Source organism: Cupriavidus sp. 05T313 (assembly GCF_056396665.1).
The window spans coordinates 13,587-35,475 of the sequence record NZ_JBFTLX010000004.1; the positions used below are offsets into that span (position 1 = coordinate 13,587).

19 protein-coding genes are annotated in these 21,889 nt (G+C 66.6%); 7 read left to right on the forward strand and 12 right to left on the reverse strand.

From position 1 onward, the window contains the following. Nucleotides 1-84: 84 nt before the first annotated feature. The 3 genes from lipA to AC1DKD_RS01715 form a co-directional block, all read right to left on the reverse strand. Entirely contained in the window at nucleotides 85-1,080 is a 996-nt protein-coding gene (gene lipA / locus AC1DKD_RS01705; RefSeq protein ID WP_006161271.1) for a lipoyl synthase, read from the reverse strand. Nucleotides 1,081-1,123: 43 nt separating this feature from the next. Then, the gene (gene lipB, locus AC1DKD_RS01710) at nucleotides 1,124-1,855 is read right to left on the reverse strand and encodes a lipoyl(octanoyl) transferase LipB (RefSeq protein ID WP_441636898.1); all 732 of its coding nucleotides are present in this window, start codon (nucleotides 1,853-1,855) and stop codon (nucleotides 1,124-1,126) included. Nucleotides 1,856-2,011: 156 nt separating this feature from the next. Next, the gene (locus tag AC1DKD_RS01715) at nucleotides 2,012-2,371 is read right to left on the reverse strand and encodes a DUF2917 domain-containing protein (RefSeq protein WP_441636896.1); all 360 of its coding nucleotides are present in this window, start codon (nucleotides 2,369-2,371) and stop codon (nucleotides 2,012-2,014) included. Nucleotides 2,372-2,591: 220 nt separating this feature from the next. Here AC1DKD_RS01715 and AC1DKD_RS01720 point away from each other — a divergent pair, with 220 nt between their 5' ends. Next, nucleotides 2,592-3,551 (forward strand): transcriptional regulator GcvA, encoded by a 960-nt coding sequence (locus tag AC1DKD_RS01720; RefSeq protein WP_477142862.1) that lies wholly within the window; start codon nucleotides 2,592-2,594, stop codon nucleotides 3,549-3,551. Here AC1DKD_RS01720 and AC1DKD_RS01725 read toward each other — a convergent pair. The 7 genes from AC1DKD_RS01725 to gatC form a co-directional block, all read right to left on the reverse strand. After that, nucleotides 3,548-4,750 carry a tyrosine recombinase XerC gene (locus AC1DKD_RS01725; protein ID WP_477142863.1) on the reverse strand — a complete coding sequence of 401 codons (1,203 nt, stop codon included), beginning with the start codon at nucleotides 4,748-4,750 and terminating at the stop codon, nucleotides 3,548-3,550. The two genes, AC1DKD_RS01720 and AC1DKD_RS01725, sit on opposite strands and share 4 nt — an antisense overlap. Before the next feature lie 40 nt (nucleotides 4,751-4,790). After that, nucleotides 4,791-5,459, reverse strand: coding sequence for a DUF484 family protein (locus AC1DKD_RS01730; protein ID WP_477104649.1), 669 nt, complete (start codon nucleotides 5,457-5,459; stop codon nucleotides 4,791-4,793). Nucleotides 5,460-6,437: 978 nt separating this feature from the next. Beyond that, nucleotides 6,438-7,898, reverse strand: a complete 1,461-nt coding sequence (gene gatB / locus AC1DKD_RS01735) for an Asp-tRNA(Asn)/Glu-tRNA(Gln) amidotransferase subunit GatB (RefSeq protein ID WP_441636962.1) — start codon at nucleotides 7,896-7,898, stop codon at nucleotides 6,438-6,440. A 118-nt stretch (nucleotides 7,899-8,016) separates the two neighbouring features. After that, nucleotides 8,017-8,973, reverse strand: a complete 957-nt coding sequence (locus AC1DKD_RS01740; RefSeq protein ID WP_477103969.1) for a dienelactone hydrolase family protein — start codon at nucleotides 8,971-8,973, stop codon at nucleotides 8,017-8,019. A 5-nt stretch (nucleotides 8,974-8,978) separates the two neighbouring features. Continuing rightward, nucleotides 8,979-9,446 (reverse strand): hypothetical protein, encoded by a 468-nt coding sequence (locus tag AC1DKD_RS01745; protein WP_441636964.1) that lies wholly within the window; start codon nucleotides 9,444-9,446, stop codon nucleotides 8,979-8,981. Then, entirely contained in the window at nucleotides 9,443-10,948 is a 1,506-nt protein-coding gene (gatA, locus tag AC1DKD_RS01750; RefSeq protein ID WP_441636966.1) for an Asp-tRNA(Asn)/Glu-tRNA(Gln) amidotransferase subunit GatA, read from the reverse strand. Before gatA ends, AC1DKD_RS01745 begins: the two co-directional genes overlap by 4 nt. Nucleotides 10,949-11,042: 94 nt before the next feature. Continuing rightward, on the reverse strand, nucleotides 11,043-11,342 hold the full coding sequence (gene gatC, locus AC1DKD_RS01755) for an Asp-tRNA(Asn)/Glu-tRNA(Gln) amidotransferase subunit GatC (RefSeq protein WP_477142864.1): 300 nt from the start codon (nucleotides 11,340-11,342) through the stop codon (nucleotides 11,043-11,045). Between the two features lie 626 nt (nucleotides 11,343-11,968). Between gatC and AC1DKD_RS01760 the strand changes: the two genes are divergently transcribed. From AC1DKD_RS01760 to AC1DKD_RS01785, 6 genes are all read left to right on the forward strand, one after another. Beyond that, a complete protein-coding gene (locus tag AC1DKD_RS01760) occupies nucleotides 11,969-13,012 on the forward strand; it encodes a rod shape-determining protein (RefSeq protein WP_035859663.1) in 1,044 nt (347 codons plus the stop codon). Between the two features lie 202 nt (nucleotides 13,013-13,214). After that, the gene (mreC, locus tag AC1DKD_RS01765) at nucleotides 13,215-14,255 is read left to right on the forward strand and encodes a rod shape-determining protein MreC (RefSeq protein ID WP_045238331.1); all 1,041 of its coding nucleotides are present in this window, start codon (nucleotides 13,215-13,217) and stop codon (nucleotides 14,253-14,255) included. After that, nucleotides 14,252-14,764 (forward strand): rod shape-determining protein MreD, encoded by a 513-nt coding sequence (gene mreD / locus AC1DKD_RS01770; RefSeq protein ID WP_035859668.1) that lies wholly within the window; start codon nucleotides 14,252-14,254, stop codon nucleotides 14,762-14,764. Before mreC ends, mreD begins: the two co-directional genes overlap by 4 nt. 72 nt (nucleotides 14,765-14,836) lie before the next feature. Continuing rightward, nucleotides 14,837-17,161, forward strand: a complete 2,325-nt coding sequence (gene mrdA, locus AC1DKD_RS01775; RefSeq protein ID WP_477103967.1) for a penicillin-binding protein 2 — start codon at nucleotides 14,837-14,839, stop codon at nucleotides 17,159-17,161. 12 nt (nucleotides 17,162-17,173) lie between these two features. Then, complete coding sequence (gene rodA, locus AC1DKD_RS01780; RefSeq protein WP_441631045.1) at nucleotides 17,174-18,316, forward strand: rod shape-determining protein RodA; 1,143 nt, start codon at nucleotides 17,174-17,176, stop codon at nucleotides 18,314-18,316. Between the two features lie 82 nt (nucleotides 18,317-18,398). Next, nucleotides 18,399-19,166 carry a ParA family protein gene (locus tag AC1DKD_RS01785; protein ID WP_035859677.1) on the forward strand — a complete coding sequence of 256 codons (768 nt, stop codon included), beginning with the start codon at nucleotides 18,399-18,401 and terminating at the stop codon, nucleotides 19,164-19,166. A gap of 771 nt (nucleotides 19,167-19,937) precedes the next feature. Here AC1DKD_RS01785 and AC1DKD_RS01790 read toward each other — a convergent pair. Together AC1DKD_RS01790 and AC1DKD_RS01795 are read right to left on the reverse strand one after the other, a co-directional pair. Next, complete coding sequence (locus AC1DKD_RS01790) at nucleotides 19,938-20,870, reverse strand: alpha-E domain-containing protein (RefSeq protein ID WP_477142865.1); 933 nt, start codon at nucleotides 20,868-20,870, stop codon at nucleotides 19,938-19,940. A gap of 78 nt (nucleotides 20,871-20,948) precedes the next feature. Further along, nucleotides 20,949-21,887: a transglutaminase family protein gene (locus tag AC1DKD_RS01795; protein ID WP_441631040.1), complete on the reverse strand. Its 939-nt coding sequence runs from the start codon at nucleotides 21,885-21,887 to the stop codon at nucleotides 20,949-20,951. Nucleotides 21,888-21,889 lie beyond the last annotated feature (2 nt).

A 21,889-nucleotide genomic window follows, 5' to 3' on the forward strand; every position in this document is an offset into this window, starting at 1 on the left:
GCCGCAGGCGAAAAAAACCGGCCGGGTGGATACCGGCCGGTTTTTTTGCAATGAACCAAGGCGCCCGGAGGCGCGCAGGCAGGCTCAGGCGAAGCCGGCCTTATGCGCCTGCTCGTCCGCATGATAGGAGCTGCGCACCATGGCGCCCACGGCGGCATGGGTGAAGCCCATCTTGTATGCCTCGGCCTCGAACATCTTGAAGGTGTCCGGATGCACGTAGCGCATCACCGGCAGGTGGTGGCCCGACGGCGCCAGGTACTGGCCGATAGTCAGCATGTCGATGTCGTGGGCGCGCATGTCGCGCATGACTTCGAGGATTTCCTCGTCGGTCTCGCCCAGACCCACCATCAGGCCGGACTTGGTGGCCACGGTGGGGTTGCGGCGCTTGAATTCCTGCAGCAGCTTGAGCGAGTGCGCGTAGTCGGCGCCCGGGCGCGCCTGCTTGTACAGGCGGGGCACGGTTTCCATATTGTGGTTCATCACGTCCGGCGGGCCGGATTGCAGGATGTCCAGCGCCTTGTCCAGGCGGCCGCGGAAATCCGGCACCAGCACTTCGATGCGGGTGACCGGCGACAGCTCGCGGGTCAGCGTGATGCAATCGACAAAGTGCTGGGCACCGCCGTCGCGCAGGTCGTCGCGGTCGACGCTGGTGATCACCACGTAATTGAGCTTGAGCTGGGCAATGGTGCGTGCCAGGTTGCCCGGCTCGCTGGCGTCCAGCGGATCGGGACGGCCGTGGCCGACGTCGCAGAACGGGCAGCGGCGCGTGCACTTGTCGCCCATGATCATGAAGGTCGCGGTGCCCTTGCCGAAGCATTCGCCGATGTTGGGGCAGCTCGCTTCCTCACATACCGTCACCAGGTTGTTGGCGCGCAGGATGTCCTTGATCTCGTAGAAGCGCGAGCTGCCGGTGGCCGCCTTGACGCGGATCCACTCAGGCTTCTTGAGCTTCTCGGCCGGCACGATCTTGATAGGGATGCGGGCGGTCTTGTCGGCCGACTTCTGCTTGCGGGTCGGGTCGTACTGCTCCGCCTGGGGTTGCGGGGCTTCGCTGGAAGTGGCGATCAGGGCGTCGCTCATAGTGTTCTCCGCACGCGCGGTGCGTGCATATTCGGCTGGATGACTAAGTGGCCAGGGCCGCGGCGGTGTTCCGGTCGGCTGCCAGGGCGCGCTCATGCGCCGCTGCCAGCACTTCGCACAACGCCGCCGCAAGGCGCCGCGCGATATCGGCTTGTTGTGCCGCGGTCACGGGCAGGCGGGACGCGCCAGCCGCATCGGCCACCGGGAAGGTGGCGCCCGCCGTTGCCATGTCGACCGTTTCCAGGCCGGCATAGCCGCAGGGGTTGATGCGCAGGAAGGGCGCGAGGTCCATCTGCACGTTGAGGCTGACGCCGTGATAGCTGCAGCCGTTGCGGATCTTGAGGCCGAGCGCGGCGATCTTGGCGCCCTGGTGCGGACCTTCGCAAAGGTAGATACCAGGCGCGCCGGGCTTGCGTTCGGCTGCGAGATTATACGCCGCGAGCGTGTCCAGCACGGCTTGCTCGATCGCATGGACGAGCTCGCGAACCATGAGGCGGCGCCGGCGCAGATCGAGCAGAAGATAGGCTACGACCTGTCCCGGACCGTGGTAAGTGACTTGTCCTCCACGATCGATCCGCACCACGGGGATCGCCTCGTCCGGGGCCAGCAGGTGCGCGGGATCTCCCGCCTGGCCGAGGGTGTAGACCGGAGGATGCTCGACCAGCCAGATCTGGTCGGGGGTATCGGCGGTGCGTGCGGCGGTAAAGGCACGCATCGCGTCGAAACAGGGCTCGTACTCTTGCCGGCCCTGCTCAATGACTTGTATCGATTGCATCCCGGCAGTTTAACGAAAAGGGGCGGATCTCACAGGATGCCGCCCCTCTCTTGCTCTGTCCGTCTCGTGCTCTTTCACTCCGCGATGGTCCTGCCAGGGTCAGGGTCATCGCGCGAATGCACCAGCCGCAGATGGCCGCGCACGCGGCCGTCTTCGTCAGGAGGCCGTGATCTGGTCCTGGTTAGGCGTCCATTCGGTACCTCGAACCAAACGCCGCGCCATGCGTGCCACCAGGTGCGACAGGTTGACGGCCGGCCGGCGGGCCTCGGCGATCAGGGCCAGGCGTACCGGCTCGGCGGCGCGCGGATCCACGCTGACCGTGATTTCGTCGCCGCTGGCGAGCAGCAGGCTACCGCCGCAACGCAGCCAGTAATCTTCCGAATCGCCTTCGCGGGTCAGCCAGACATCGGTCCCCGTGGCCTCATCCACGCGCAGGCGCTGTTCGGCGTGGATGGAAAGCGAGGTAACTTCGCCCGGGCTCAGGGTGAACAGGGTCGTTGTGAGCAATGTTTTCATGTTGGGCATCCTTCACTGACATCGTCGACACCCTCGCCCGCTTGCCCGGAATGGGCAGCCACCAGTCGCGCCAGCCCTTGTCAGGCTATGCTTTGTACTTGACTGGCACCGGTGCGGGCAGCGCGCCGATGCATTGCATTCTAGTGATTGCCGCGGCCCTTCCAAAACGATATATTTTCCTTGTTCTTGTTAGAGAAACTCACATAAGACGAGGTCAGTGATGGCGCTGAAGGGAGCATGGGAGAGAGATTTGCCACGTGGCTGGCATCGCGAGTTGCCGCGCCTGCCGCCGCTGACCGCGCTGCGCGCCTTCGAGGCGGCTGCCCGCCACGAGAGTTTTTCGCGCGCGGCCACCGAGTTGTTCGTCACCCACGGCGCGGTCAGCCACCAGATCCGCGCGCTGGAGGAGGAACTGGGCCAGGCCCTGTTCGAGCGCAATGGCAAGCGTGTCAGCCTGACGCCCGGCGGCCGGGCCTACGCGGGACGCGTGCGCGAAGCCCTGCTGGAAATCGCCGATGCCACGCGCGCGCTGCAGGCCGGCAACCGCGACAAGCGCCTCACCATCAGCACCATGCCCTCCTTCGCCGCGCGCTGGCTCACGCCGCGCATCGGCAGCTTTATCGAACAGCATCCCGAGCTTGACGTGGAGTTGCTGTCGTCCAACACCCTGGTGGATTTCGCGCGCGAGGAAGTCGATATCGCGCTGCGCATGGGCAGCGGCGACTATCCCGGCCTGTATGTGGAGAAGCTGCTGGACGACGTGTTCTTCCCGGTCTGCAGCCCGGCCTTCAACGGCGGCAAGCTGCCGGCACGGCCGCAGGACATGAAAGGCATGTCGCTGCTGCGCGGCGAGGGCGACCCCTGGAAACCGTGGTTCGAAGCCGCCGGACTGGACTGGCCGGAGCCGCGCAAGGGCCTGCTGCTGGAAGACTCCTCGCTGCTGCTGCAGGCGGCGGCAGCCGGCCAGGGCATTGCGCTGATCCGTTCCTCGCTGGCCTATAACGACCTGCTGTCCGGGCGCGWGGTCCGGCTCTTCGACGTCAGCATTACCTGCCCATGGCTGCTTTACTTCGTCTGCTCGACCAGCATGCTGGAGGCGCCCAAGGTAAAAGCCTTCCGCGCCTGGCTGCTGCCGGAGATGGAAGCGTTCCGCGGCATCCTGGCCCAGTGGGAGGGTTAGTCGTCTTCTTTGGCAGCCGGGGTGGCCGGGGGGTTGGACTCGCCCGCCGCTGGCCCGGGGGCCTTCGGGGCGGCAGCCGGCGCCGGTGCCGAGTGCGCCCTGCCAGCGCGCGGGTGCGCCTTGTCGTAAACCTTGGCCAGGTGCTGGAAATCCAGCGCGGTATAGATCTGGGTGGTGGCCACGCTGGCATGGCCAAGCATTTCCTGCACCGCGCGCAGGTCGCCGGAGGATTGCAGCACATGGGTGGCAAAGGAATGCCGCAACATGTGCGGATGCACGTCCGCGGGCACGCCTGCCCGGATCGCCTGCTGCTTGATGCGCAGTTGCACGGTGCGCACCGGCAGGCRCCTTCCCCGCACGCTGAGGAACAGCGCATGCGCGTCCTCCGGCGCCGCGCCGGTGCGCGACATCTCCGCGCGCACCGCCAGCCACGCGCGCAGGGCTTCCATCGCCTTGCTGCCGACGGGAACGGTGCGGCGGCGCGAGCCCTTGCCGATCACCGTGACTTCGGCGCCGTCCATATCGATCCAGCCGGCGGAGCGGTATTCCCCGTCCTCGGTGTAGCGATGGTCCAGTTGCACCAGTTCCGACACGCGCAGGCCGCTGGAATAGAACAGCTCGTAGACGGCCTGGTCGCGCCGGCCCTCGTTGTGCTCGCCCGCGCTGTGCGAGACCAGCGCCACCGCATGCTCCACCGACAAGGCCTTGGGCAGCCGGTGCCCGGACTTGGGCGCGCGCACGCCGTCGACCGGATTGGCCTCCACCCCAAGGCCATGGCGCGCGGCCCACAGGTAGAAACCGCGCCAGGCCGACAGCGTGCGGGCGATACTGGTGCCGGCCAGGCCGCCGCCATGCAGGCGCGCGGCAAAGCCGCGGATATGGTGGGTCTGCAGCGATAACAGCGCGCAGCCCGGTGCATGGCGCTCGGCATGCGCCTGCAGGACCGACAGGTCGCGGGCGTAGTTGGTCAGGGTGTGGGCAGCCAGCTTGCGGCTGCTGGACAGCCATTCCAGGTAGCGCAGGACCACCGGGGCGGGCACTGGCTTGCCGAGGGGTTCCGCCGGGGCGTCCTGGCGTGACCTGGACCTGGCGGCATCCGATGGCGTCTTGCCTGCGGCGGCCTTCCCGGCCGCCGGCGCCGCTGCCTTGCGCGGCCGCGCGGCCGCGCCACCTGATCTGGGCGGACGGGATGCCGTCATTGCCCGGCCACGGCGATGGGATTGCGGTGCATCGCCCGGTTTAGTCACGCAGCCGGTTCAGCGCGGCGCCGGCCACTTCGCCGATCTGCGCCAGGTAGGCAGTGCCCATGCCCTCGTGGAAGCGCCGCGGCTCGGGCGAACCCAGCACCAGCAGCCCGAAGGCCGCGCCAAGCGTGCCGGCTTCACGCGCGGGCACGCGCAGCGTCACCATGGCCAGCGAGGCGATATCGTCGCGCTCCAGCCAGGCCGCCGCCTCGAAGCCGCTGTTGGCGCCGCAATACGGCGCGCGCAGGCCTTCGGCGAACAGGCGGACGTCATCGCTCGCGCCCTGGGTCACTTCCATATGCGCGTAGCTCTCGGCCACGTTCCAGAGCTTGAGGGCCACACCCGGTACTTCGAACACCTGCTGCAGGCCGTCCTGCACCGCATAGGGCAGCGCGTGCGAGTCCACTTCTGCCAGCAGGCGCAGTTGCCAGGCGTGCATGCGCTGCTGGGTGCGGTCGTTGTCGTGGCCGTGACGGACGAGGTCCGCGAGCTTCAGTTCCAGGCCTTTGTTCTTCTCACGCAGGATTTCCATCTGGCGCTCTTGCAGCGAGACTGCGCGGTGGCTGTGCGGGCTGGTGAGTTGCACCGTGGCCAGCAGCTCGGCGTGATCTTCGAAGAACTGGGGGTTGGTTTGCAGGTAGGAGGCAACTTCTTGGGGGTTCATTGGCTTCAACCGGGATGTTTGGGGGGCAGTGTAGCAAATGGTTAGGGGGTGGATTTGGGGAGGGGGGGGTGTTGGCCTTTTTGGGGTGAGGGCTTGGGCTTGCTGGCTCCTTTGCGGTTTCTTTTTGCGGCGTTGGTTATTTAACCCAAAGGAATACGACATCCCCCTGCGGGGGACGCCGGTCACTCTTCTTTGCCTCGGCAAAGAAGACTAACGAGAAGAAAGCCGACCCTGCCGGGGGCAGAGCAATCGCGGGTGCGCAGGGTGCTGGTTTCGTCGTATGGGCAGCGGTTCTGCTGGTATCTGCCGTTACCGGCTTGCAGGGCAGCGCAATGGCCTGACCCATGGGTTTCGTGGTGCGGCCCCTGATCGCTTTGCTCGGTGCCTCTTCCCACATCTGCCGTTCGCGGCGCGAAGGACCGCGATCCTGCCTGCATTGGTGGTTTCGTGGTTTTGTCTCTAGCGGTGGCCGCCCAGCCATTTGATGCCCTGCCTACCGGCGCGAGCGGCACCTTGCTACCAACGCCCTTGGTTTCGTGGTGGGCACCATGGCCCGGTTCGCGAGGGTCACGCTCGAACATCACCGCGCCTGCTCTCCGAGACAAAACCACGAAACCAGCCACACTCGAAACGGCGCAGCCACTCGCGCCGCGAACGGYAGATGTGGGAATGGTCACCGCATACGAGGTCAGGGGCCCCACCACGAAACCCATGGGGCAGGCCAATGCGATGTCCTGCAAGCCGGTTGGACACGCTAGGCAACACTCAGGGCCGTACGACGCAATCACCGAGGCCTACAAGCCCGATTGCTCTGCCCCCGGCAGGGTCGGCTTTCTTCTCGTTAGTCTTCTTTGCCGAGGCAAAGAAGAGTGACCGGCGTCCCCCGCAGGGGGATGTCGTACGCACTTGGGTGCAAGAGCCAACACCGCAAAAAGAAACCGCGAAGGAGCCAGCAAGCCCCCCCCAAAAAAAGCCGCCTTACGCCCCCAACTTCTTCTTCAACAACTCATTAACCTGCGCCGGATTCCCCTTCCCCTTGGTAGCCTTCATAGCCTGCCCCACCAGCGCATTAAACGCCTTCTCCTTGCCAGCCCGGAACTCGTCGACAGACTTCGCATTGGCCGCCAGCACATCATCGATGATCTTTTCCAACTCACCTGAGTCGGACATCTGCTTCAGCCCCTTGGCCGCGATGATGGCGTCGGCGTCACCGCCCTCGTCCCCCGCCCACATGGCCGGGAAGACATCCTTCTTGGCAGTGTTGTTCGACACCGTGCCATCGGCAATGCGCACCAGCAGCCTGGCCAACTGCGCCGGCTTGACCGGGGCCGCTTCCAGCGCAATGCCTTCGCGGTTGAGCAGCGACGACACATCGCCCATCAGCCAGTTGGCAGCGGGCTTGGCATTGGCCGCACCGGCTTCGGCGACCACGGCCTCGAAGTAGCTAGCCAGTGCCTTGGACGCGGTCAGCACGCTGGCGTCATAGGCGGACAAGCCATATTGCGACACCAGGCGCGCCTGCATGGCCACCGGCAGTTCTGGCAGCGCGGCCTTCACCCGCTCGATCCAGGCCGCGTCGATCTCCAGCGGCAGCAGGTCGGGGTCGGGGAAGTAGCGGTAATCGTGCGCATCTTCCTTGGTGCGCATCGCGCGCGTCTCGCCGGTGTCCGGATCGAACAGCACGGTGGCCTGCTGGATGGCGCGGCCGTCCTCGATCTCGGCGATCTGCCACTGGACTTCGTAGTCGATGGCCTGCTGCAGGAAGCGGAACGARTTCAGGTTCTTGATCTCGCGGCGCGTGCCCAGCGTGGGGCTGCCGTAGGGGCGCACCGACACGTTGGCGTCGCAGCGGAAGCTGCCTTCCTGCATATTGCCGTCGCAGATGCCCAGCCACATCACCAGCGCGTGCAGGGCCTTGGCGTAGGCCACGGCCTCGGCCGAGCTGCGCATGTCGGGCTCGGTAACGATCTCCAGCAGCGGCGTGCCGGCGCGGTTCAGGTCGATGCCGGTCATGCCGGCGAAATCCTCGTGCAGCGACTTGCCGGCGTCTTCCTCGAGGTGGGCGCGCGTGAGCTGCACGGTCTTCTCGTAGGTCTCGCCCTTCTTGCCTTCGACCTGGATGCTGATGCTGCCGCCCTGCACCACCGGGATCTCGTACTGGCTGATCTGGTAGCCCTTGGGCAGGTCGGGGTAGAAGTAGTTCTTGCGCGCGAAGATGCTGCGCGGCGCGATGGTGGCGCCGATCGCCAGCCCGAACTCGATGGCGCGCTCGACCGCGCCGCGGTTGAGCACCGGCAACACGCCGGGCAGCGCCAGGTCGACCGGCGAGGCCTGCGTGTTCGGCGCCGCGCCGAAGGCGGTGGAGGTACCGGAAAAAATCTTGGAGGCCGTCGACAACTGCGTGTGCGTCTCGAGGCCGATCACCACTTCCCATTGCATGGCGGTATTCCTGTTCGTGTGCTGTATGTGTTGCTACGTGTTTGCTACGTCTGCTACGTGTTCATCGGCATCGCGCGCGCATTTCGCATCCGACCGCGGCGCCATGCCGGTATTCATCTCACGGATTCGGGCTGGCCAGCCACGAATCCAGTTGCGCCAGCGCCGCGCCGCGCGCGACCGGGTCGCCGCCCTCGGTCACGCCCAGGCCGGGACGCGCGCCGTTGGGCACATCGCGCCGCACCCGCAGTTCGCTGGTGCCGTCAAAGCCGTGATACGCGCCAGGGTAGATCTCCAGCCGGAAGCGCGCATCGGGCTGGCGCGCCGTGACCGCCTCGCGCAACATGGCGCAGCGGGTGGCGGGGGTCCAGTCGTCGGCGCCGCCGGTCATCAGCAGCAAGGGCGTGCGCAGGCGRTATTCATGCCGTTGCACGGCGCGCTTGCAGCCAGGATAAAAGGCCACGGCGCGCTCGATTGCCGGCGCGCCCGCCGGCCAGTCGCGGCTGGCGTCGATGGTGCTGAGCACCGCCTGCGCGCCGTTGGACCAGCCCAGCAGCACAATGCGCGCCGTGTCGATGCCGGGCTGCCGCGCGAGCCAGCGCAGCGCCGCCAGGACATCGCCGCGCCGCGTTTCGTCGTCGATGTCGCGCCCGGCCAGCGCTTCGGTGCAGATGCCCTGCGGCTTGCCGCGCGGACCGAAGCTGTCGGGCAGCAACACGGCGTAGCCGCGCGCGGAGAGCCATTGCACGTATTCCCGGTAGCGCTCCTGCAGCGCCGCGGCATCCGCGCCGCCGTTCTGGTAGAGCCCGGCGCAGCCATGCAACGCAATGACCACCGGCAATGCCTGCGCCGACGCCAGCGCGCCGCGCTGCGGCAAGAACCAGTGGGCGCTGAGCGCATTGCCCTTGTCGGCATCGGGAAAATGCACCGTCCGCGCCGGCGGCATGGCGTGCATGCCGGCCTCCGGCACGAAGGCATGCGCGAGCGCGCCGTGGCTTGCCAGCACCAGGGCGCACGCGCCAAGGCAAAAATCCCGCAGGCGGGCGGCGAGTCCGGACAGGGCGCTGAGCGGGTGCATCGGATTCATCGGGTCTGTGCACAGCCGCCAGTGCCGGGTTCGAACATCACCGGCCAGGCTTCCTCGTAGATGCCCGGCGAGCACCGTGCCTCGCAATTGGCGTGGGCCAGCGTGACCCGGCGCGGATCCTGCCAGACCATCAGCTTGCAGGCGCTGCCGTCGTTGGCGCGCAACTCGATATGCGGCTTCTTCTGCGTCTGGCGGAATTCGGCCAGGTTGAAGCTGCACGAACCGCGCTTGCCCACCCACAGCTTCCACGACAACTGCTGCACGCTGTTGTCCGCCACGCGCAGCTGGGCATCCTCGCGGAAGCCGTCTTCCTCGGTGCGGCGGCAATCGCCGGCAAGGTCGATGTCGCGGCTGGCGATCGGGGTGGGCCCGCCGCCGAAGCGCGGCAGCGGGATGCAGGCCGCCAGTGCGGCGGCCAGCCCGATGCCGAGTGCGAGCCGGACCAGCCAGCGCCGCGCGATCATGCCTTGGCAGGCCGGCGCAGGTGCCAGTCCGTTGCCTGCTGGAAAGCGTGCGCCGTCTGCAGCAGTTCGGCTTCGCCGAAGTAGTTGCCGATCAGTTGCAGGCCAACCGGCATGCCGCCCTCGCCCAGCCCGCAGGGCACGCTCATGCCGGGCAGGCCGGCCAGGCTGGTCGACAGCGTGAAGATGTCGGCCAGGTACATCTGCACCGGGTCGGCGCTCTTCTCGCCCAGCTTCCAGGCTACCGTGGGCGCCACCGGACCCATGATCACGTCGCACTGGGTAAAGGCGCGCTGGAAATCGTCGGCGATGATGCGGCGGATCTTCTGCGCCTGCAGGTAGTAGGCGTCGTAGTAGCCATGCGACAGCACATAGGCGCCCACCATGATGCGGCGCTTGACCTCGGGGCCGAAGCCTTCGGCGCGGGTCTTCTTGTACATGTCCATCAGGTCGCGGTACTCGGCGGCGCGATGGCCGTAGCGCACGCCGTCGAAACGCGACAGGTTGGACGAGGCCTCGGCCGGCGCGATCACGTAGTACACGGGGATCGACAGCTCGGTCTTGGGCAGCGACACCTCGACCAGCGTGGCGCCCAGCTTCTCGTACTCGGCGAGCGCGGCGCGCACGGCCTGTTCCACGTCTGCCGACAGCCCCTTGCCGAAATACTCGGTGGGCAGGCCGATGCGCAGCCCGGACAGTGGCCTCTCAACGCTGGCGCCGGTGCGCGGCTTGCCCAGCAGGCGCGTGTAGTCCTCGTCGACACCACCCTGGGCGGGCGCGAGGCTGGTCGAGTCGCGCTCGTCGAAGCCGGCCATGGCGCCCAGCAGCATGGCGCAGTCCTCGGCGGTATGTGCCATCGGGCCGCCCTGGTCGAGCGAGGAGGCGAAAGCGATCATGCCGTAGCGCGACACGCGGCCATAGGTGGGCTTGATGCCGGTAATACCCGAGAACGAGGCCGGCTGGCGGATCGAGCCGCCGGTGTCGGTGCCGGTGGCGGCGGGCGCGAGCCCGGCTGCCACGGCGGCGGCCGAGCCGCCCGAGGAGCCGCCCGGCACGCGGCTGGCATCCCAGGGGTTCTTCACCGGGCCGAAGTGCGAGTTCTCGTTGGACGAGCCCATCGCGAACTCGTCCATATTGGTCTTGCCCAGCGTGACCATGCCGGCGGCGGCCAGGCGCTCGACCACGGAGGCGTCGAACGGGCTTTCATAGTCGGCGAGCATGCGCGAGCCCGCTGTTGCGCGCCAGCCACGCGTGACGAACACGTCCTTGTGGGCGATCGGCACGCCGGTCAGCAGGCCGGCTTCGCCGCGCGCGCGGCGCTCGTCGGCGGCGCGGGCCTGCGCCAGCGTGAGTTCGGGGTTGACGTCGACAAAGGCGTTGAGCGCGCTGGCCTGCTCGATGCGGGCCAGGTAATCGCGCGCCAGTTCTTCGGCGGAGACGGTGCGTGCCGCCAGCGCGTCGGAGAGCTCGCGCAGGGAGGTCACGGTAGATGCGGAAAAGGACATGTCGGTCGGTTTGGCTTGGCAGGTGATGGCTGCCGGCGCCGCCTGGCGGCGGCGCGGCGCAGCCGCTGGTTCGAGGGCCGGTGTTCGATGACCTTTATTCGATGACCTTGGGCACCAGGTAGAGGCCGCCTTCGGTGGCCGGCGCGGGACGCTGGTAGTCCTCGCGGCGGTTGGGCTCGGTCACGGCGTCGTCGCGCAACCGCTGCGACATCTCGCGCACCGMGGACAGCGGGTGGGCCAGCGGCACGATGCCGGTGGTATCGACCGCCTGCATCTGTTCGACCAGGGAGAAGAATTGATTGAGCTGCACAAGCGTCTGCCCGGCCTCGGCATCGTTGATTTCGATGCGGGCAAGGTGGGCGATGCGCTTGACGTCGGATAGGTCGAGAGCCATGGCTTGGGGTCGGTGCGAAAGGCGATGCGGGCGCGGCCGGGGCGGGCCGGCGAGTGCTGCCGGGAGCGCCCGGGAATCGTCAAAGTTACAGGTTTTTTCGGGGTAGAAGCCCCCGAAACAGGGGGAATTATAAGGTATCATTGCGCGTTGCCATCCTTTGGCAGCGCCTTCGTCACATTGGTGCACATTGGTGCAAAACCGCGTGCCGCGGAGCTTTGTGGGTCACCCTACGGTCCCCCGGACCCACGGATCGCAGCATTGGCCACATCGCCAGGCCACCAGCCGGCGGTGCGATGCCGAAGGCAGGCAAGGGATACAGACAGGTTCCTCCGATTAGACCGCCCCCGCCAGCAATTAAATTGTAATTGCGGTGCCGTTCCACCGAACTTTCGCGCGTGGTCTAATCAAAGGTACCCGTACAGGTCGTTTCCGCCACCCGGCGAGACGGCCTTGGTTGGCGGCCCCGGCCCTGACAGCACGCCCCCTGTGGCAGGCTGGCAACGGCGCCGGCCCCACCGAACGACCGGGGGCCTTAATACTACCCGTCGCTATGAATATCGTGGCTGGCCCCGCAGCGGCGCCGGCCACTTCGCATACTCGCGAACCACCAGAAAACAGGATTCCTGATGTTCGGATTTCTCCGCAGCTACTTTTCGAACGATCTCGCGATCGACCTCGGCACCGCCAACACCCTGATCTATATGCGCGACAAGGGCATCGTCCTTGACGAGCCGTCCGTCGTCGCGATTCGCCAGGAAGGCGGGCCCAACGCCAAGAAAACCATCCAGGCGGTCGGCAAGGAAGCCAAGCAGATGCTGGGCAAGGTGCCGGGCAACATCGAGGCCATCCGCCCGATGAAAGACGGCGTGATCGCCGACTTCACCGTCACCGAGCAGATGCTCAAGCAGTTCATCAAGATGGTGCACGACACCAAGCTGCTGCGTCCCTCGCCGCGCATCATCATCTGCGTGCCGTGCGGCTCGACCCAGGTCGAGCGCCGCGCCATCCGCGAATCGGCGCTGGGCGCCGGCGCCAGCCAGGTGTACCTGATCGAGGAGCCGATGTCGGCCGCGATCGGCGCCGGCCTGCCCGTGTCGGAGCCGTCCGGCTCGATGGTGGTGGATATCGGCGGCGGCACCACCGAGGTGGGCATCATCTCGCTGGGCGGCATGGTCTACAAGGGTTCGGTGCGCGTGGGCGGCGACAAGTTCGACGAAGCCATCGTCAACTACATCCGCCGCAACTACGGCATGCTGATCGGCGAGCAGACCGCCGAAGCCATCAAGAAGGCCATCGGTTCGGCCTTCCCCGGCTCCGAAGTCCGCGAAATGGAAGTCAAGGGCCGCAACCTGTCCGAAGGCATCCCGCGCGCCTTCACGGTGTCCTCCAACGAGATCCTGGAAGCCCTGACCGATCCGCTCAACCAGATCGTGTCGGCAGTCAAGATCGCGCTCGAACAGACCCCGCCGGAACTCGGCGCCGACATCGCCGAGCGCGGCATGATGCTGACCGGCGGCGGCGCGCTGCTGCGCGACCTGGATCGCCTGCTGGCCGAGGAAACCGGCCTGCCGGTGCTGGTTGCCGAAGACCCGCTGACCTGCGTGGTGCGCGGCTCCGGCATGGCGCTCGAACGCATGGACAAGCTGGGCAGCATCTTCTCTTACGAATAAAGAATCAGCAGAGGAATCGCTCGTGGCGCGACGCGGCCTGCCGGACTACCTGGTCGGGGCCGCGCCGTGCCGCGCCACCCTCCCGACCCGGCCCGAGCCCGTGCAACACACCGCGCCGCGACGCCCCAGCCACGCTGGCTGGCGCGCCGCGGCGCTGTCGTGCCTACGGGACCGGGAGACCTTTCTGCCAGCGCACGGGTAAATGGATTACACTCCGCCGCCGCTCTTCAAGCAGGGCACTTCCGCCGTCGCGCGCCTCGTCTTCTATGTGACGATCGCGCTGGCGCTGCTCATCGTCGATGCGCGCTTTGACGCCCTGCGCGTGGTGCGCCAGGTTGCCGCCACCGTGCTGATGCCGGTCGAGCGCACCGTGCTGGTGCCGCGCGATGCACTGCGCGCCACCTTCGACTACGCCCAGTCAGCGGCCGCCCTGGCCAGCGAGAACCGCGAACTCAGGCGCCGCATGGTGGCCGAGGCCGAGGGCTCGGTGCGCCAGTCCCAGCTCGAAGCCGAGAACAATCAGTTGCGCAAGCTGCTCGGCCTGGTGCAGCAGTCGGCCACGCCGGTGACGTCGGCCGAGATCCTGTACGACGCCCGCGACCCCTACAGCCAGCGCATCGTGATCGACCGCGGCAGCCAGCACGGCCTGCGCGCGGGCTATCCGGTGATCGACGAACGCGGCGTGATCGGCCAGGTGACGCGCGTGTCGCCGTTCCAGTCCGAAGTCACGCTCCTGACCGACAAGGAACAGGCCATTCCGGTGCAGGTCGTGCGCAACGGCCTGCGCAGCGTAGCCTTCGGCGGCGCCCGCGCCGGCCTGCTGGACCTGCGCTTCATGGCCGCCTCGGCCGACCTGCAGCAGGGCGACCTGCTGGTCACCTCGGGCCTGGACGGCACCTACCCGCCCGGCCTGCCGGTTGCCCGGATCGTGCAGATCGAGCGCAAGGCGGATACCGCCTTCTCGCGTGTGTACTGCGAGCCGGTGGCCGGGGTGCGCTCGCACCGCCAGCTGCTGGTGATCCGCTACGAAGCCCAGCTGCCGCCGCGCGAATCCATCGACGGCCCGCGCGACGCCAAGGAAGCCAGGATCGTCAGGGCCGACCGGCCGGGCGTGAAGGACGCCGAACGCGCCGACGCCAAGCCGGCGGCGAAGCCCGCCGCAAAGCCAGCCGACAAACCTGCCGACAAGGCGGCGGAAAAACCCGCGGACAAGCCCGCCGCCGCCAAGGAGGTCAAGCGTTGACCAATCCCCAATACCTGCTGCGCCCGGTCAACCCCGCGTTTATCGCGCTGAGTTTCGTACTGGCCTTCCTGTTCAACCTGATGCCCTGGGGCACCACGCTGTGGGTGCCCGACATGGTGGCGCTGGTGCTGGTGTTCTGGAACATCCACCAGCCGCGCAAGGTCGGCATGGGCGTGGCGTTCGCGCTCGGCCTGCTGATGGATGTGCACGATGCGCGCCTGCTGGGCGAGCACGCCATGGCCTACTCGCTGCTGGCGTACTTCGCCATCACCATCCATCGGCGCGTGCTGTGGTTCACCGTCTATACCCAGGCGCTGCACGTGCTGCCGCTGCTGTTCGTCGCCCACGCGGTGCCGGTGGTGATCCGCCTGGCCATGGGCGCGCCGCTGCCCGGCTGGCAGCTGCTGCTGGCGCCGGGCATCGAGGCGCTGCTGTGGCCGCTGGCCACCGGCATGCTGCTGGCGCCGCAGCGCCGCAGCGCGGACGTGGACGAAACCCGGCCGATCTGACGCTTTACCCCAACCGATGTCCCGCCGCGGCCCCCTGGGGTGCGCGGCAAACCGCAAGGCTGACGCAGTACCATGACCGAAATACGCAATGTCGAACAGGAGCTCGGCCGCTTCCGCATCCGCGTAGCGGCGGCGGGCCTGTTTGCCGTGATCTGCTTCGGCCTGCTGTTCACGCGCTTTCTCTGGCTGCAGTGGTACAAGCATGACCAGTACTCGGCCAAGGCCGAGGACAACCGCATCTCGGTGGCGCCGATCGAGCCCAACCGCGGCATCATCATGGACCGCAACGGCGTGGTGCTGGCGCGCAACTATTCCGCCTACACGCTGGAAATCACGCCGTCCAAGCTGTCCGACACGCTCGACAACACCATCGAGGAACTAGCCCAGCTGATCGACATCCAGCCGCGCGACCGCCGCCGCTTCAAGCGGCTGATGGAAGAATCCCGCAGCTTCGAGAGCCTGCCGATCCGCAGCCAGCTCACCGACGAGGAAGTGGCGCGTTTCTCCGCGCAGCGCTTCCGCTTTCCCGGCGTGGACGTGCGCGCGCGGCTGTTCCGCCAGTACCCGATGGGCGAGTCCGCCTCGCACGTGATCGGCTACCTCGGCCGCATCTCGCAGCGCGACCAGGAACGCATCGAGGCCATGGACGAGGCCAACAGCGCCGAAGGCGCCAAGTACGATCCGCGCAAGGACGCCGACAACTACAAGGGCTCCAACTACATCGGCAAGATCGGCATCGAGCAGAGCTACGAGACCGAACTGCACGGCCTGACCGGCTTCGAGGAAGTGGAAGTGAGCGCGGGCGGACGCCCCATCCGCACGCTGTCCACCTCCCCCGCCACGCCCGGCAACAACCTGATCCTGTCGCTCGACATCCGCCTGCAGCAGCTGGCCGAGGCGCTCTTTGGCGACAAGCGCGGCGCGCTGGTGGCGATCGAGCCGGCCACCGGCGACATCCTGGCCTTTGTTTCCAAGCCGACCTACGACCCCAACCTGTTCGTCGAAGGGATCGACACCAATACCTGGAACGAACTCAACGGCTCGCCCGACAAGCCGCTGCTGAACCGTCCGCTGCGCGGCACCTACCCGCCCGGCTCGACCTACAAGCCGTTCATGGCGCTGGCGGCGCTCACCACCGGCAAGCGCACCGCAGCCTGGGGCATGCACGATCCGGGCTCATTCACGCTGGGCAACCATACCTTCCGCGACGACAAGCCGGGCGGCCACGGCTGGGTGGACATGAACGCCTCCATCGTGCAGTCGTGCGATACCTATTACTACATGCTGGCGCGCGACATGGGCGTCAACGCCATTCATGACTTCATGAAGCCGCTGGGCTTCGGCCAGATCACCGGCATCGACATCGAAGGCGAGAGCCGCGGCATCCTGCCGTCGACCGAATGGAAGCAGCGCGCCTACCGCAAGCCCGAGCAGCGGAAGTGGTATGACGGCGAAACCATCTCCCTTGGCATCGGACAGGGCTACAACAGCTTCACCATCCTGCAGCTGGCCAACGCCACCGCCATCCTGGTCAACAACGGCTCCGCGATGAAGCCCCACCTGGTCAAGGCGGTGGAGGATTCCGTAACCCGCGACCGCGAGCTCACGGTGCCCAAGGAAAGCTACCGGCTGCCGTTCAAGCAGGCCGATATCGACGTGATCAAGCGCGCCATGGTCGGCGTGACGCACTCGGGCACGGCTGCGCGCGCCTTTGCCGGCGCAGCCTACGAGTCGGCCGGCAAGACCGGTACCGCCCAGACCTTCACCATGGGCAAGAACGAGAAGTACAACCACCACGCGCTGGACGAGCGCAAGCGCGACCATGCGCTCTATACGGCATTCGCCCCGGCGGACAACCCGAAGATCGCGCTGGCGATGATCGTGGAAAACGCCGGCTTCGGCGGCGCCGTGGCCGCGCCGATCGCGCGCAAGGTGATGGATTACTACCTGCTCGGCAAGTGGCCGGCAGAGCTGGAGAACATCGCCCCGCCCGCATCGGAGCGCGCCGGCGGCAAGCCGCCGGTGGATACGCCCAGCGTGTTCACCACCGGCCACACCGCCAGCATCGCCAGCGCCACGGTCATGGGCGCCAGCGAGGCCGCCGCCACCAGCGAAGGCGCCAGCGCGCCGGCCGCGCGCGTCGCAGCCCGTGCCGGTGCTGCCGCCACGGCCGCTTCCGCCGTGCAGGCGCCGGTGATCGACCCCGCCGCCATCGCGCCGGCCTCGGCGGTACAGACGCTGGACGAGCGCATGGCGCAGGCCCTTGGCCACAGCCGCCCGGCTCCGGCCCCCGCCCCTGCCGCGCAGGCCGTGGTGGGGCCGGCCAGTTCCAAACCCCGCGCCAAGCCGGCAACCGCGCCCGCCGCGGCCGGCGGCAACGCCAACGCTACACGCTGAAGGAGACGCGCCATGGATCGCCGCCGCGTCCTATCGTTCATCAAGACGGCCATCACCGGCTTCGACAAGCCGCTGGCGCTGATCGTCTTCCTGCTGTTCGCCACCGGCATCGTGGCGCTCTACTCCGCCGCCATCGACATGCCCGGGCGGGTCGAGGACCAGTTGCGCAACATCCTGCTGTCCTATGTGGTGATGTGGGCCATCGCTTACCTGCCGACCCAGACGCTGATGCGGGTGGCGGTGCCGCTCTACACGGTAGGCGTGGCCCTGCTGGTCGCGGTGGCCATGTTCGGCCTGATCCGCAAGGGTGCGCGCCGCTGGCTCTACGTCGGCATGGTGATCCAGCCCTCCGAGATCATGAAGATCGCCATGCCGCTGATGCTGGCGTGGTACTTCCAGAAACGGGAGGGCTCGGTCAGGTGGTTCGATTTCGTGCTGGCGCTGGTGCTGCTGCTCGTGCCCGTTGGCCTGATCGCCAAGCAGCCCGACCTCGGCACCGGCCTGCTGGTCATGGCCGCCGGCCTCTATGTGATCTATTTCGCCGGCCTGTCGTGGAAGATCATCCTGCCGCTGCTTGCCATCGTGGTGGTGGCCATCACCGCGCTGGTCACCTTCGAGCACGATATGTGCGCCCCCGGCGTGAACTGGCCGATCCTGCACGACTACCAGCAGCACCGCATCTGCACGCTGCTGGATCCCACCACCGACCCGCTCGGCAAGGGTTTCCACACCATCCAATCGATCATCGCCATCGGCTCCGGCGGCGTCTTCGGCAAGGGCTGGCTGAAGGGCACGCAGACGCACCTGGAGTTCATCCCGGAAAAGCACACCGACTTTATCTTCGCGGTCTTCTCGGAGGAATTCGGCCTGGTGGGCAATGCGGTGCTGCTGGTGCTGTACCTGCTGCTGATCTTCCGCGGGCTGTATATCGCGGCCAACGCGCCGACGCTGTTCTCGCGGCTGCTGGCGGGGGCGATCACGCTGATCTTCTTCACCTACGCGTTCGTCAACATGGGGATGGTGAGCGGCATCCTGCCCGTGGTGGGGGTGCCGTTGCCGTTGATGAGCTATGGCGGGACGGCGCTGGTGACGCTGGGCATGGGGATCGGGATACTGATGAGTATCTCGCGTCAGAAGCGGCTGATACAGACGTAGCCTGTCGCGCGATTTGGCCGCTGAAATGACACCGCGCTAGGGTATCCTCTTCCCTTTGGCACGTTCACATCCAAGGGCTCAAATGCGGCGCGTCGTATTCAATCAGAAGGGCGGTGTCGGTAAGTCGACCATCGTTTGCAACCTGGCCGCCATCAGTGCCAGCGAAGGCCTGCGCACCCTGGTCATCGACCTGGATGCGCAAGGCAACTCCAGCCAGTACCTGCTCGGCACGCAGGCCGCGGAAGCCACCCCGACCGTGGCAGACTTCTTCAACACCGCGCTGACGTACAGCTTCAAGCCGGTGGAAGTCACCTCGTTCATCCATGCCACGCCGTTCGAGAACCTCGATGTGATGCCCGCCCATCCCGAGCTCGACGCGCTGCACGGCAAGCTCGAATCCCGCTACAAGATCTACAAGCTGCGCGATGCGCTGATCGAGCTGGAAGCGGTGTACGACGCGATCTACATCGACACGCCGCCGGCTTTGAATTTCTACACCCGCTCCGCGTTGATCGCTGTCGAGCGCTGCCTGATTCCGTTCGACTGCGACGACTTCTCGCGCCGTGCGCTTTATACGCTGCTCGACAATGTGAAGGAGATCCAGCATGACCACAATGCGGATCTCGAAGTCGAGGGTATTGTGATCAACCAGTTCCAGCCGAGGGCCAGCCTGCCGTTGCAACTGGTTGAGGAGCTGGTTGGCGAGGGGTTGCCGGTGCTGAATTCACGGTTGTCGTCGTCCGTGAAGATCCGGGAGTCGCATCAGCATGCGATGCCGATGATTCATCTGGATCCGCGGCATAAGCTGGCGTTGGAGTATTTGGCTTTGCATCGGGAGTTGGTGGGATAGGGGTTTTTTGAGCGGTGTTGGCTCTTGCACCCAAGTGCGTACGACATCCCCCTGCGGGGGACGCCGGTCACTCTTCTTTGCCTCGGCAAAGAAGACTAACGAGAAGAAAGCCGACCCTGCCGGGGGCAGAGCAATAAGGCTCTCGAATATCGGGGGTTTCGTCGTACGGCCCAAAGTGCCGGCGGGCTTCTGCCGGTACCGGCTTGACTGACCACGAACCTGCCAGCATCCGGGATTGACGGTGAGGCCCCCGGTAGCGCACATCACTTGCTTCAAGCCGTCTGTCGCTCGCGGAGTGGCCGGCCACGAAGTTGCAGGCGCACCGGTTCCGTCGTGGGCGCGGTGGCACCGGGTTGATTTGCCCAAGACCTTGACCACCGCGCCCGCCCCACCACGAAACCATTGACGGGCGATGTGTCGTGATGGCCCGCGCCGGTAACGGCAGATTGGCGAATGGCCAAGGATTCTCCTACCGGGGGCCGCACCACGAATCCCGGAAACTTGCAGATTCGTGGCCCTTTAAACCGGTACCGGCAGATGCCCGCAGAACCGCTGGCCATACGACGAAACCAGCACCCTGCGCACTCGCGATTGCTCTGCCCCCGGCAGGGTCGGCTTTCTTCTCGTTAGTCTTCTTTGCCGAAGCAAAGAAGAGTGACCGGCGTCCCCCGCAGGGGGATGTCGTACGCTGTTGGGTGCAAGAGCCAACACCGCTCAAATCAAAGACCAAGCACCGACAAAAAAGCCAATGGTTTGCCCCTACCCCTACCCCTACACCCCCTTCATCAAAAAATCCCGACTAACCCCACCCCCCAACTCATGGATCCTGCGAAGAAAATCACTAAGCCACCCATGAATCCCAACAGAAAAAATATCCTCGATCCGAGTGAATTTAAGCTCGGCATGCAGCTTCCCCGCCCGCCTCTCCGTCTCCACTGACTGCGCATTCCTGACCTGCGCCAGCAACGAAACCACCTCCCGCAAACTCGCCGCCAGCGACCGCGGCATATCCGGATGCACGATCAGCAACTCCGCCACGCGTTCCGGCGTAACCACCGATCGATAAACCTTGCGATACATCTCCAGCCCCGACACCGAACGCAATACGGCAGCCCACTGATAGAAGTCGTCCTGCTGCTGCCCCAGGTCGGTAGCCTGGAACTTGACATCGAGAATGCGGGCCGTGTTATCCGCCCGTTCCAGGAACGTCCCCAGGCGCATGAAGCAATAGGCTTCGTCCTTGAGCATGGTCCCGGCTTCCACGCCGCGCGTAAGGTGAGAGCGGAACTTCACCCACTCGAAGAACTGCRCCGGGTCGTGCCGCAGGATCCCGTCGGCAACCATCTGCTGCACATCGAGCCAGGTGGTGTTGATGGTCTCCCAAAGCGGCGTGGTAAGCGCGCCGCGCACCGCACGGGCGTTTTCGCGGGCGGCGCGCAGGCACGACATGATCGACGCGGGATGGCTCAGGTCCCGCACCATGAAGTCGATCACCTCCCCGTGCGCCACCGCGCCGTGATGCGCGGCAAATACCGGCGTGAGTTCGGTCACATCGAGCATCGCCAGCCAGCCTTGCCGGGCCACGTCGGGCGACTGCGGCAGCATTGAGGCCTGGTAGTTGACGTCGAGCATGCGTGCGGTGTTCTCCGCACGCTCGGTGTAGCGGGCCATCCAGAACAGGTGGTCGGCGGTGCGGCTTAGCATGATGATTCCCCCTTTTCTCGGCAAACCCAGGCTACCGACAAGCAATTGGCTTGCCAGCCGCTGACCGCTGCGGCGTCGCTACACGAGCGGCAACACGCTGACCTCCACTTCGACATCGTGCGCGCCGCCGCCGAAGATGACACCGCGCAGCAGCGAGACATCGCTGTAGTCGCGCCCGAATGCCAGCGTGACGTGGCCGGTGTCGGCCAGCACATCGTTGGTGGGATCGAGGTCGACCCAGCCGGCCAGCGGGCAGTAGACCGACAGCCACGCGTGCGAGGCGTCGGCGCCGATCAGCCTGGGCTGGCCGGGCGGCGGTTCGGTGCGCAAGTAGCCGCTGACATAGCGCGCGGCGAGGCCAAGCGAGCGCAGGCAGCCGATCATCACCTGGGCGAAATCCTGGCACACGCCGCTGCGCAGGCCGAAGGCCTGCAGCGCCGGCGTATCGACCTCGGTGGCGGTGGCGTGGTATTCGAAGTCGGCATGGATGCGGTGCATCAGGTCGATGGCGCCCGCCACCACTGTCGTGCCGGGCGCGAAGCTGGCCAGCGCGTAGGCCTTGAGGTCCGGATGCAGCGCTATGTTGGGCGAGGCGAAGCAGAACTCGCTCTGCGGCATGAAGGGCTGGCCGGCGCGAAAGCGCAGCGCTGCCACGGCGGCTTCCCACGGCATGCTGGCGGCGGGATCGAGCGCCTCCCAGCGCGGCGTCAGGCTGACCGTGCTCTCGCAGGCGAGCTGCATGAAGTCGTGCGGCACGTCGATGGTGAAGTACAGCACGTTGTTGCCGAAGGCATCGGTGTCGGCACGCTGATGCGACGGCGCCGGCTCGATCAGCGTGCTGTGCGAGAGCACCGCCTGCCACGGGCAAGTGACCGGGAACACCACGGCGCGCTGCTGGGCGTTTTCCACCGGCGCGGTGTAGTCGTAGATGGTCTTGTGGTGGACGGTTAGCACGGATGCGGCGCGCGGCGCGGGTGTCGCGGGCGCGACGGCGGCGGCGGCGGTCGTCTCGTTCATCG